11 protein-coding genes are annotated in these 12,127 nt (G+C 65.2%); 8 read left to right on the forward strand and 3 right to left on the reverse strand.

Translation table 11 applies throughout. The annotated features are described in order from the left end of the window. The first annotated feature begins 65 nt into the window (after positions 1 to 65). Complete coding sequence (locus FHW96_RS20115; RefSeq protein WP_172342372.1) at positions 66 to 1,643, forward strand: amidase; 1,578 nt, start codon at positions 66 to 68, stop codon at positions 1,641 to 1,643. A 40-nt stretch (positions 1,644 to 1,683) separates the two neighbouring features. Further along, the gene (locus tag FHW96_RS20120) at positions 1,684 to 2,880 is read left to right on the forward strand and encodes an MFS transporter (protein WP_216650981.1); all 1,197 of its coding nucleotides are present in this window, start codon (positions 1,684 to 1,686) and stop codon (positions 2,878 to 2,880) included. Between the two features lie 12 nt (positions 2,881 to 2,892). Here the strand turns inward: FHW96_RS20120 and FHW96_RS20125 are convergent, their stop codons facing one another. Further along, on the reverse strand, positions 2,893 to 3,456 hold the full coding sequence (locus FHW96_RS20125) for a PAS domain-containing protein (RefSeq protein WP_253951106.1): 564 nt from the start codon (positions 3,454 to 3,456) through the stop codon (positions 2,893 to 2,895). A gap of 102 nt (positions 3,457 to 3,558) precedes the next feature. Here FHW96_RS20125 and FHW96_RS20130 point away from each other — a divergent pair, with 102 nt between their 5' ends. The 6 genes from FHW96_RS20130 (at position 3,559) to FHW96_RS20155 (ending at position 10,453) form a co-directional block, all read left to right on the forward strand. Next, positions 3,559 to 4,770, forward strand: a complete 1,212-nt coding sequence (locus FHW96_RS20130) for an NAD(P)/FAD-dependent oxidoreductase (RefSeq protein WP_172342374.1) — start codon at positions 3,559 to 3,561, stop codon at positions 4,768 to 4,770. A gap of 98 nt (positions 4,771 to 4,868) precedes the next feature. Further along, on the forward strand, positions 4,869 to 5,894 hold the full coding sequence (gene adhP / locus FHW96_RS20135) for an alcohol dehydrogenase AdhP (RefSeq protein WP_371815770.1): 1,026 nt from the start codon (positions 4,869 to 4,871) through the stop codon (positions 5,892 to 5,894). A gap of 113 nt (positions 5,895 to 6,007) precedes the next feature. Next, complete coding sequence (locus tag FHW96_RS20140; protein ID WP_172342376.1) at positions 6,008 to 7,090, forward strand: hypothetical protein; 1,083 nt, start codon at positions 6,008 to 6,010, stop codon at positions 7,088 to 7,090. Further along, entirely contained in the window at positions 7,087 to 8,100 is a 1,014-nt protein-coding gene (locus FHW96_RS20145) for an SIS domain-containing protein (RefSeq protein ID WP_172342377.1), read from the forward strand. Before FHW96_RS20140 ends, FHW96_RS20145 begins: the two co-directional genes overlap by 4 nt. Next, positions 8,097 to 9,452 (forward strand): hypothetical protein, encoded by a 1,356-nt coding sequence (locus tag FHW96_RS20150; RefSeq protein ID WP_172342378.1) that lies wholly within the window; start codon positions 8,097 to 8,099, stop codon positions 9,450 to 9,452. Before FHW96_RS20145 ends, FHW96_RS20150 begins: the two co-directional genes overlap by 4 nt. A gap of 92 nt (positions 9,453 to 9,544) precedes the next feature. After that, a complete protein-coding gene (locus FHW96_RS20155; protein ID WP_172342379.1) occupies positions 9,545 to 10,453 on the forward strand; it encodes an SDR family NAD(P)-dependent oxidoreductase in 909 nt (302 codons plus the stop codon). Here FHW96_RS20155 and FHW96_RS20160 read toward each other — a convergent pair. Next, positions 10,450 to 11,454, reverse strand: a complete 1,005-nt coding sequence (locus tag FHW96_RS20160; RefSeq protein WP_172342380.1) for a CorA family divalent cation transporter — start codon at positions 11,452 to 11,454, stop codon at positions 10,450 to 10,452. The two genes, FHW96_RS20155 and FHW96_RS20160, sit on opposite strands and share 4 nt — an antisense overlap. Continuing rightward, entirely contained in the window at positions 11,436 to 12,029 is a 594-nt protein-coding gene (locus FHW96_RS20165; protein ID WP_172342381.1) for a TetR/AcrR family transcriptional regulator, read from the reverse strand. The genes FHW96_RS20160 and FHW96_RS20165 overlap by 19 nt, the downstream gene beginning before the upstream one ends. Between the last annotated feature and the right edge of the window lie 98 nt (positions 12,030 to 12,127).

Below are 12,127 nucleotides of genomic sequence, written 5' to 3' on the forward strand. Positions count from 1 at the left end.
CAATTGACGCATTTGCCTGTGTGAGTGGACGGGGTACACTCGCCCCGCAAACAGAGGGCATGCGGATGGTATTGCGTTGGATCGGGTTAACGGCGGCGATAGTGATCCCGATGGCGGCGCATGCCGCGACCAGAGTGGAGGAAGTGCCGCTTTGGGAAATCTCGGCCCAGTTGGAGCGGGGCGCGGTCAGCAGCGAGGCGGTGACGGGCGCCTATCTGGAGCGTATCGCGGCGATGGACCGAAAGGGCCCGCAATTGCGCGCGATCATCGCCATCAACCCCGATGCGATGGCACAGGCCCGCGCTTCGGACGCGCGGCGGCGGGCGGGCAAGGCGCTTGGCCCGCTCGACGGCGTGCCGATCCTGATCAAGGACAATATTGAGACGCAGGATCCGGTGGCCACCACAGCGGGCAGTCTGGCGCTGCGCGATAATGTGGGCGGGCGCGATGCGCCGGTGGTGGCGCGGCTGCGCGCGGGCGGGGCGGTGATCCTGGCCAAGACCAATCTGTCGGAATGGGCCAATATCCGCTCGACCCATTCGATTTCCGGGTGGAGCGCGGTGGGCGGACAGGTGCGCAACCCCTATGCGCTGGACCGCAGCCCCTGCGGATCATCGAGCGGCACCGGCGCGGGCGTGGCGGCCAGTTTCGGCGCGGGCGGACTGGGGACGGAGACGGATGGGTCGGTGGTCTGTCCCTCCTCGCTCAACGGGCTTGTCGGGCTGAAACCCACGGTGGGCCTGCTCAGCCGCAGCCATATCGTGCCGATCAGCCACAGTCAGGACACGCCCGGCCCGATGGCGCGCAGCGTTCGCGATGTGGCGATGATGCTCTCGGCCACGGCGGGGAGCGATCCGGCCGATCCGGCCACGGCGCAGGCCGATGCGCATAAGCAGGATTATGCCGCCGCGTTGGAACAGGCCAGCCTGAAGGGCGTGCGCGTGGCCTATTACCGTCCGACGATGAGCGCGGCTCTGGCCGAAAGGTTCGCCGCCGCGCTAGAGGTGCTGAAAGCGCAGGGGGCCGAGCTGATCGAGGTGGCGCGGCCCGAACTCGAGGGTTTGGGGCAGGCCGAGCATGAGGTGCTCCGCAGCGAGTTGAAGGCCGATCTCAACACCTATCTGGCCGGGGCGACGGCGGCGGTAAAGCTGCGGACGCTGGCCGACATCATCGCCTTTAACCGGGCCAATGCCGAAGCGGAAATGCCCCTGTTTGCGCAGGAGAGTTTCGAGGAGGCCGAGGGGACACGCGGGATTGCCGACCCGGAATATCTGGGCGCGCGGGCCAAATCCCTACGACTGGCGGCAAAGGAGGGGCTGGAGGAGATGCTGGCCAGGGCCGATATTCTGGTGCAGCCCACCACCGGTCCGGCATGGCTGATCGACCCCATCTATAGTGACCAGTTTCGCGGACCTTCGGCCAGCGGTCTGCCGGCGGTGTCGGGTTATCCGCATCTGACCGTGCCGATGGGGCTGGTGGGGGGGCTGCCGGTGGGCCTGTCCTTTATCGCGCGGCCCTATGAGGAGGGCAAATTGCTGGGCGCGGGCTATGTCTATGAACAGGCGGCGCGGGCGAGGATGGCGCCGACTTATCGCGCCACGGTCGATGCCGGGGCGGCGTTCAAGGGGGCGGTGGAAAAGTAAGCGCTTGGAATTACCCGCATGATGGCCCATCGCAGCCTCCATGACTGAACGGGTTCCATTCGCCGGAATGCGGCGGGGCAGCGCCGAATATCGCCGGGCCAGCCTGGCGCTGTTTCTGGCGGGCAATGCCACTTTCTCGCTGCTCTATTGCGTGCAACCGCTGTTGCCCGAATTTGCGCGGGAGTTTGGACTGGCCCCGGCGGGGGCTTCGCTGGCGCTGTCCCTGACATCGGGCGCGCTGGCGGTGGCGGTGTTTCTGGCCGGAGCCATCGGGCAGGCGATGCCGCGCCGCTCGCTCATGCTCGGCTCGCTGATCGCGGCCAGTGTGCTTAATCTGGTTGCGGGGGCGGCCACGCACTGGCCATGGCTGGTGGCGGCGCGTCTGCTCGAAGGGGTGGCGCTGGGCGGCGTTCCGGCCGTGGCCATGGCCTATATTGCCGAGGAGATGCATCCCGCCGATCTGGTGAAAGCCATGGGGCTCTATGTCGCGGGCACGGCCTTTGGCGGGATGATGGGGCGTTTTGCTACCGGTTGGTTCACCGAGTTTGGTTCATGGCGCATCGCGCTGGGCGCCATGGGCGCTCTGGGGCTGGCCGCGGCTTTGGGCTTTGGCCTGCTCTTGCCGCCCTCGCGCCGGTTTGTGCCCCAGCGCGGGCTGGGCTGGGCGTATCACCGGGCGGTGTGGTGGCGGTTGATGCAGGATAACGGCTTGCTTCGCCTGTTCTTCATCGCTTTTGCCTTGATGAGCGTCTTTGTCACCCTGTTCAACTATGTCGGCTTTCGCCTTGTGCGCCCGCCCTTTTCCTTGGGCCACGGCGCGATCAGCGCGATTTTCCTCACCTATATCTCGGGCATCTTCTCCTCATCCATCACCGGCCATATGACCGAGGCATGGGGGCGGCGTCCGGTGCTGGCCATGGGGCTGATGGCGATGCTGGGCGGGGCTTTGCTGACGCTGTCCGCCGCCTTGCCGCTGATCGTGCTGGGCATTCTGCTGCTCACGCTGGGCTTTTTCTCGGCCCATGCTGCGGCCAGCGGGTGGGTGGGGCAATGGGCGGGGCCGGACAAGGGCCATGCCGCCTCGCTCTATCTGCTGTTCTATTACCTTGGCGCCGGGATCACCGGCACGGCGGGCGGCTGGTTTTATCAGCACTGGCAATGGCCGGGCGTGGTGGCGCTGACGGGCGGGATCTGCGCGGCGGGGCTGGGCGTGGCCCTGTCGCTGCGCCCGCGCTAAAGTGCCGCCGAATTACAGACCGGCCTCGACCGCCACGCGGATTGCCTCGGCGCTGGATCGCACGCCCAGCGTCTTGAACATGGCCGAGCGGTGCATCTTGATCGTGCGCTCGGACAGGCCCAATTCCCACGCCACCTGCTTGTTCAGCTTGCCATGCGCCATCTCGACCAGAATCTGGCGCTGGCGCGGGGGCAGGGTGTTGACGCGGGCCAACGCCTCTTCACGGGTTTGCCGGTTCTGATCGACAACCTCGACCTGAGAGCCGAGGAAATATTCGACATCGCCATCGGCATTGAACACAGGCGCGATCATCACGGCATTGCGGAAAGGGGTGCCGTCTTTTTTGTAATTACGGATTTCGACGATGGCGGGCTGGCGATTGTGGATTGCGCTGCGCAGCGTTTCGGTCAGCTCGCCCTCGGTGTCCGGCCCGCGCAGGAAACGGCAATTGCGCCCGATAATTTCCTCGCGGGCAAACCCGGTCAGGTCAATAAAAGCCTGATTACAGGCAATAATCGGATTGTCGGGCAGCCTGGGATCGCTCACGACGGCGGCGATGGGGCTGTGTTTGATCATCTCGTCGGGCAACATGACAGGGGTTCTAGGGCAGAAAGCGGCCTATTCCAAGCCGCAGATCGATGCTGGCGCGAGGGGGCATGATCGCCTAAGGGCGGCGCGATGAAACCGACAAGCGAAAATCATGATGCCATCGTGCTGGGCGCGGGGGCGGCGGGGCTGTTTTGTGCCGCGCAGGCCGGACAGCGCGGGGCGCGTGTGATCGTGGTCGATCATGCGCCGGAACCGGGGCGCAAGATCCTGATTTCGGGCGGCGGGCGCTGCAATTTCACCAATATTCACGCCACCCACGAACGCTATCTGTCGGCCAACAAGCATTTCGCCCGCTCGGCCCTGTCGCGCTATACACCCGCCGATTTCCTCGAACTGGTCGAGCGCTATGGCATTGCATGGCATGAAAAGACGCTGGGGCAATTGTTCTGCGATGGTTCTGCGCGCGAGATTCTGGCTATGCTGGTCGAGGAATGCCGGATCGGGGGCGTCGAGATCGCCTGCGGGCTGAGCCTTGGCGAGGTCAGCCATGCCGATGGGCTGTTTCATGTCCGCGCGGGCCATCGGATGCTCTCGGCGCGCAATCTGGTGATCGCCACGGGCGGGCCTTCGATCCCCAAGATGGGGGCCAGCGGCATCGCCTATGATCTTGCGCGGCAATTCGGGCTGAAGGTGGTTCAGCCGCGCCCCGCATTGGTGCCGCTGACCTTGCCGGGGGATGAGGCGCTGTTCCGCGAGCTTTCGGGCGTGGCAACGCCGGTCGAGGCGCGGGTGGACGATGGCCCATGGGGCAAGGCGGCGTTTCGCGAGGCGGCGCTCTTTACCCATCGCGGCCTATCGGGTCCGGCAATCCTGCAAATCTCCTCCTATTGGCAGCGCGGCGTGGCGCTTGGCATCAATTTCCTGCCCGATCTGGCGGCGGGCTGGATGGTGGAGGCCAAGAAGGCCAACCCCAAGGCCGCCCTGCGCCGCGTGCTGGGCGCGCATCTGCCCGATCGTCTGGCGGTGGCGCTGGCGCAAAATCTGGGGCTGGAGGGCGAGATGGGCAACCAGTCGGACAAGGCCCTGCGCGCCGCCGAGGCCCGGCTGGCGCATTGGCCCTTCAACCCCGATGGCAGCGAAGGCTATGCCAAGGCCGAAGTGACGGCGGGCGGCATTGCCACCACCGGCCTGTCGCAAAAGACGATGGAGGCCAATACCGTGCCGGGCCTTTATGCCATTGGCGAGGCGGTGGATGTGACGGGCTGGCTGGGCGGCTATAATTTCCAATGGGCATGGGCCAGCGGCCATGCGGCGGGGGTCGCCATCGCCCAAACGGGTTGACCCGCATCAAGGCGCGAGGGAAAAGAGGGGACTAGGTAAGCGCCAGCCTTTCAAGGAGATTCTCCATGACTTCGCTTTCCCCCACAATCCCTGCCCAAATTCCCGCCACTATGCGCGCGGCGGTCGTCCGCGCATTCGGCGCTCCGCTTACCATCGAGCAATGGCCTGTCCCCACCCCCGCGCGGGGCGAGGTGCTGGTGAAACTGCTAGCCACGGGCGTTTGCCATACCGATCTTCACGCCGCCCATGGTGATTGGCCGGTTCAACCGACTCTTCCTTTCATTCCCGGCCATGAGGGCGTGGGCCATGTCGTCGCCCTTGGCGAAGGGGTGGAGGATCTGGCGATTGGCGATGCGGTGGGCGTGCCATGGCTGCATGACGCCTGCGGCCAATGCGAGTATTGCCAGACGGGCTGGGAAACCCTGTGCGAAAAGCAGCATAATACCGGCTATTCGGTCAACGGCACCTATGCCGAATATGTGACGGCGCCGGCTGCCTTTGTCGGGCGCCTGCCTGCTGACGCCGATCTGGTGCCGCTGGCCCCGATCCTTTGCGCGGGCGTGACCACTTATAAGGGCCTGAAGGAAACCGAGGCGCGGCCCGGCGAATGGGTGGCGATTTCGGGCGTGGGCGGGCTTGGCCATGTCGCCGTGCAATATGCCAAGGCGATGGGGCTGAAGGTCGTGGGCGTCGATGTGGGGCAGGGCAAGCTCGACCTTGCGCTCGAACTGGGCGCGGATCTGGTGGTCAATGCGCTCGATCCTGATGCGGCGGCCCGCGTGGTCGAGGCCACGGGCGGGGGCGTGCATGGTGTGTTGGTGACGGCGGTTTCAGTGCCTGCCTTTGAACAGGCGCTGGCCATGGTGCGTCGCAAGGGCACTGTGGCGCTGGTCGGCCTGCCGCCGGGCGCTTTCCCCACACCGATCTTTGATGTGGTGTTGAAGCGCATCACCGTGCGCGGCTCTATTGTGGGCACGCGGCGCGATCTGGCCGAAGCCATCGCCTTTGCCGTTGAGGGCAAGGTGAAAAGCACGATTCAAACGGCAAAGCTGGATGACATCAACGCGGTGTTTGACAAGATGATCGCGGGCAAGATCGAGGGGCGCATCGTCCTGACTTTCTAAAACCCGCTTAAGGGCATTTGCCGAGGCCAGGCTCAGCCATGCCTTAGGCATCCTTGTTCATAAAACGAGGCGGCGGGAGGAAAACCTCCTGCCGCCAAGTTTTAGGGAACGGGATGCGCCTCTTTTTCTATCTTCCGGTCATCACGCCATGGTGGTTCGAGGCCATCGTGACGCCGATGCTGATCCGGCTCAACGCTGATCCATGGGTGCATGAACTCCATGTGATGGTGGCCCCGCTGTGGCGCAACACCGGGGTGGAGGGCGCGCAGCTTGAGCCTTTGCTGGCGCAGGAAAAGCTGCGCTGGCATGTGATCGCCGAGGGCGATCCGGCCCAGTTTCGCATGCATGGCGCAGCGGTGCCGGGGCTGATCGAAACGGTGGCCGGGATACGGCCCGATCTGACCCTTGTGCGCAGCAGCGATTTTGCCACGCCCGCGATGTTTCCCGGCACGGTGCGCCATATCATGGAGGGAGCGGCGGCCCCCTTTGCCACCGATCCGGCATGGGTGGTGCTGGAGGAAACGCCCTTTTCCTATGGCTTCATGCCGGAGGAGGACATTTTGCCCTCCGAACTGGCGGCGCGGGTCGATGCGCTGTGGTCTGGGGCGGCGGGGCGGTTCGGGCCTTTCTCGGTCCCGCTCTCTCGCCCCACGCTGGCCGTGCCTTTGCCCTATGAGCATGAGGAGAACCTGTTCCTGCGCCATGGTGCGTATGAGGATGGGGTGGCGCTGCTCCAATCGCTGCTGACGCGTCTGCCCGAGGAATGGCGCATTGAGGTCAGCGATCATCCGCTCAACCGCCTGCATGTGGATCGCGGTGCGCTCGACGCCTTCATCGCCGCCGCGCCGGACCGGCTGAGCATGGCGCTGGGGGGGACCGAGGCAATGGTGGCCGGGGCGACGGCGGTGTTTACCGATCTGTCCAAGAGCTGGACGCTGGCCGCCTTTGCCGGAAAGCCGATGCTGCATGTCGGACGCCGGGCGATGGCGCCATGGCTGCGCGCCAGCGGCGATCCGGGCGAGTTGGCCGGGCCGGACCGGGATGCGGCGCGGCGCTGGTTTGGCTGGCATCTGGCCGCGCGGCTGCTGCGGCCCGAGGTCGTCGATCTCAACCTCCTGCTGCGCCATGCCAAGGGGCAGCCGACATTTGAAGACATGGACGCCAATCTCGATGCGCTGGAGGTGGTGGCGCCATGATCCCGCAGCCTGCCTTTAATCCCGCCGCCGAATTGACGACCACGCCTGCGCCGGAATTGGGGCTGGAATGGGCGATGGAGGTGCTGCGTGGGGAAATGACGGCGCTGGCCGATTGTCTCGACCATCCGCCTGAAGGACTGTCCGGAGCGATCCATGCGTTGGCGGCTTCGCGCCTGCCGGTGCTGTGCTGCGGTGTGGGCAAATCGGGGCTGGTGGCGGCCAAGATCGCGGCCACGCTTTCCAGCCTTGGCACGCCCGCCTTCTCGCTTTCGGCCGGAGACGCCAGCCATGGCGATCTGGGTGCGGTGACGCCGGGCAGCGTGGTCATGCTGTTTTCCAATAGCGGGACCACGGTGGAACTGATGCGCATCCTGCCGGGCCTGCGCGAGCGGCGGTGCCATCTGATCGGCCTGATCGGGCGGGGGGATACGCCGCTGGCCCGCGCGGCGGACACGCTGGTGCTGTTGCCAATCGTGCGGGAGGCCGACCATCTGGGCATGGCGCCCACGGCCAGCACGACGCTGCAAATGGCGATGGGCGATGCGATGGCGGTGGCGGCCAGCCAGTTGCGCGGTTTCGCCCGCGATGATTTCCTGCGCAGCCACCCGGCCGGTGCTCTGGGCCGGCGCGCCCAGCCGATACGCGCGGTGATGCGCGAGGGGGCGTCCTTGCCCTGCATCGGCCCGCAGGCCAATCTGGCCGAGGTGATCGCGGCGATTTCCACCGGAAAGATGGGCGCAGCCTGTGTGGTGGAGGGGGGCTATCTGTCCGGTTTGATCGTTGATGGCGACATCCGCCGCGCCATTGCCGCGCGCCGCGACATCTATGCCGAGCGCGCCGCCGATGTGATGCGCCCCGACCCGACCGTCCTTTCCGCCTCGGCCACCACGGGGGACGCGCTCGATCTGATACGCGACCATGGGGCGGGCTTTTCCGTTTTGCCTGTGACCGATGACGCCGGTCGCCTGTTGGGCATGGTTCACAGCGTCGATCTGGTGCAAAATCTATGAACGCCCATTCAAAGCCCTTTGCCCGCCCCCGCGTGGCCGCCCTGATGCCCGCCAAGGGCAACAGCGAGCGGATCGAGGCCAAGAACACCCAGGTTCTGGACGGCGATCATCTGTTCCTGCGCAAATTGCGCCAGTTGCTGGCCTGCGAGGCGGTGGATGCGGTCTATTTGGACACGGAATGCGATGTGATCGCGGGGCTGGCGGGGGATCTGCCGGTGCGGCGCCTGCATCGCCCGGTCGAGCTGGCCAGCAACTCTTGCGACGGGCATGGGCTGTTTGCGTGGGAATGCGCGGCGGCGGATCAGGCTGATGGGCCGTATGATTTTTATCTTCAGGCGCTTTGCACCGCGCCTTTCGTCACCGAACATACCGTGGCGCGCGCCATTCAGGCATTGATCGACAATCCGCAGGCGGACAGTCTGGTGGCGGTCAGCCGGGCCAAACAATATTGCTGGAATGGCGATGAACCGGCCTATGGGCGCGGTCGCATCCCCAACAGCGTCGAATTGCCGCCCACAGTGATCGAGGCAATGAGCCTCTATATCGTGCGCCGCCGCCCCGGAGAGCCGGTGCCCACCCAGCGTTTCGGGCGCAATCCGATCCTGTTCGAACTGGACCCGACCGAGCAGGTGGATATCAACAATCCCGCCGATCTGGTCATGGCCGAGGTGCTTTGCGCAGGGGAGCGGGCGCAGGAAGTGACGCGGTTGCGGGCGCTCACGCCCTATCTCTCCTCGCCGGTTTTGGCCGATATCACCAAGGAGATGGGATTTCGCGCCGTCCTGCCGCCCCATATCGGTGCGACCAGTCCGGGCAAGATGCTGGGCCGCGCGCGCACGCTGCAACTGGTGGCCATCACCCCGCAGGAGCGCGAGAGCGGGCGGTGGAAGGGCATTTACGATGCGCTGGAATCCTATCGCTTCGTGCGCCCCGGCTGCATCATCGCGGTGGCCAATGAGGCGCCCGGCTTTGCCTATTTCGGCGATCTGAACGCCACGCTGGCGATCCGTGCCGGGGCGGTGGGCGCGGTGATCGATGGCGTCACGCGCGACAGCCGCGATGTGTCGCTGCTGGGCCTGCCGGTCTATGCGCGACGGTCCTATTGCGACGATATCAAATATGAAGGCACACTGGGTTCGATGAACATGCCGGTGAAGATCGGCGATATACGCATCGCCCATGACGACATGATCTTTGGGGATGAGAACGGCGTGGTGGTGATCCCTCATGCGCTCTGGCCGCGGGTTGAGGAGGCGGCGTGGGATGTGCTGAGCAATGAGGCGCGGATCCGCATCATGGCCGCGCGCGGGCGGCCCACGGGCCAAATTCTGGCCGAGTGCGGAGCCTTCTGATCCTCTTGCGCATCCTCTCTTACAATGTAAGTATAGCATACAAAGGCGACTCAAGGTGCAGATCGCCCGCATTGTAAGAGAGGATGGCTTTTATGCAGGATTTCAACGGGCAACTGGCCTTTATCACCGGCGGCGCCTCGGGCGCGGGGCTTGGTCAGGCGGTGGTCTTTGGCCGGGCCGGGGCCAAGGTCGTGATCGCCGATCTGCGCGCCGATGCGATTGAGGCAGCGCTGGGCCAATTGCGCGCCGAGGGCATCACCGCCCATGGCATCGTGCTGGATATCACCGATCGCGCCGCCTATGCCCGCGCCGCCGATGAGGTTGAACAGGTCTTTGGGGCGGCCCCTACGCTCTTGTTCAACACGGCGGGCGTGAACAGCTTCGGTCCGGTGGAAAAGACCACCTATGCCGATTTCGACTGGCTGATCGGGGTGAACCTTGGCGGGGTCATCAACGGCATGGTCACGTTTGTGCCGCGCATGATCGAGAGCGGCAAGCCGGGCCATATCGTCACCACCTCCTCGCTTGGCGGCCTGTCGGGCAGCGCGCTGGCCGCGCCCTATTCGGCGGCCAAAGCGGCGGTCATCAATCTGATGGAAGGCTATGCGCAGGGGCTGGCCAAGCACAATATCGGCGTGTCGGTGATCTGCCCCGCCAATATCAAGAGCAATATTGCCGAGGCCAGCAAGCTGCGCCCCGCAGGGCTCGGCCCCTCGGGATACCGCGAGGATGAGGCGACGATCCAGTCGCTCCATTCGATCCATCGCCATGGGATGGAGCCGGTCGAACTGGCCGAATGGACGAAGAAGGGGATCGAGAAGGGCGACCTCTACATCATCCCCTATCCCGAGGCCAAGGAGCAGATCCGCGCCCATTTCGACCGCATCGTCGAGGCCGTCCTGCCGCTTGAGGCCGACCCGGAAGGCGCCAAGGCCCGCACCGAGGCGCTGATGGAATGGGCCAGCAATGGCGCGAAGGTCTTTGCGAAAACTGCCAGTTAACGGAAAAAACCGCGCCAGTGCAGATATAGATAGGTGGCGAGCGAGGCCAGCAAAGCAACGCCTCCCGCCACCCATGTGCCCGAACCATGGGCAAAGGGCAGGGCGCCGGTGTTCATGCCGAAAAAGCCCGTCACCAGCGTGGCGGGCATCAGCAGCACCGTCATCACCGAGAGGATATAGAGATTGCGGTTTATCCGCTGATTGGCGGCCAGCTCCAGTTCCTCGCGCAGCATCCGCACCTGCCCTTGCGCGGCGGTTACGTCCTCGTCCAGCCCCTGCGCGCGCTGGGTCAGCTTCTCGACCGTGGGGTGGAGCGCGGCGTCGAGATCACCGTCCTCCTCCAGCCGCATCAGCACGCGCTTGGTGCCATCCATCATTCGGTGGATGATCGAAAGCCGCCGCCGCAATTCCAGCAGATCGCGCGCCGAGGGCGGTGCCTTGCCCGCCAGCACCGCGTCCTCGGCCTTTTGCACGCGGGCCGACAATTGCGTGACCAGTGCGGCCTGATTGGTGACAATGGCCGACACCAGCACATCGAGCGCACGCTGCGCGCTGTCGATAAACAGTTTTTCGGCAAACCGGTCGCGCAGCACATCGGCAAAGCCCAGCGGATGCATCCGCGCCGTAATGATCATGTCGGGCGTGATGGCCACATGGACGGTGCCGGCGCGGTCGGTATAGCGGATCTCGAAATCGCGTTGCAGATCCTGAAGCACGCAGGACAGCGTATCGTCCTCGACGAAGCTGCTCTGATGCGTATCGGGGGCCAGCATCGCCTCGCGCAAATTCTGGGGCAGGAAATCGGCGCGCTCGATCCATTGCCGCGCGCCATTGTCGGCCAGGCTCATATGCAGCCAGCGAAAGACGCCATCGGCGCGCGGAGTGTCGATGGCGATGTCGCGCGGGCCGGTGGTGTAGAAATCCTTGCCCCACAGCAAGCCGTTGCCGGGCTGGCTCCATGCAGGCGCGCGTTCCGGCGTTTTCAAGTCCGGCGCAGACATTCCGAGCCCACGATCAGCGCTTCGAGACTGTCCATCACCGCCGGTTCGATCGGGGTCAGCTTGCCCATCACCTCGCCATAGGTGTTGTCGAAACCGGCCCAGCCGATCACCAGCGCCTGAATGGCCGAATGCAACTGCACCGCCTCGGCCGCGCTCAGCCCCAGAGGTTGCAGGCGCTGGGCCAGATATTCGCGGAAATTGCGGAAATCCTCTTCGACATAGCCCAGCGAGAAAGTGAGGCGGGCCGCATCGCGCGCGCTGTGATACATGGTCCAGAGCGCCCGGCCATAGGCGCGTGCCCAATCCTGCCATGTCGCGCATTGGGGCATATCGGCCATGGCCAGAGCATAGAGGCGCTGGCTCATCCGGCGCAGCAGTTCCTCCTTGTTCGGGATGTGCCAATAGATCGACATGGCCTGTACGCCCAGCCGCCCGGCAAGGCGGCGCAGCGAGACGGCATCAAGCCCTTGTTCCTGCATCAATGCGATGGCTTCGCCCACGATCCGCTCGGCGTTCAGCGGCGCGGGGGGCGTATCGGTGCTGGGTTGTTCAGAAGGGGTGGTCGCACTGCACATGATTGCATGACTAGGCGCGGCCTGTGGGATTGGCAACTGGACAAGAGGGGAAGGGGCAAGGACGCGCCGGTGCGTCGCGGCGGGCCGTATATTCACGC

Source organism: Novosphingobium sp. SG751A (assembly GCF_013149295.1).
GTDB lineage: Bacteria > Pseudomonadota > Alphaproteobacteria > Sphingomonadales > Sphingomonadaceae > Novosphingobium.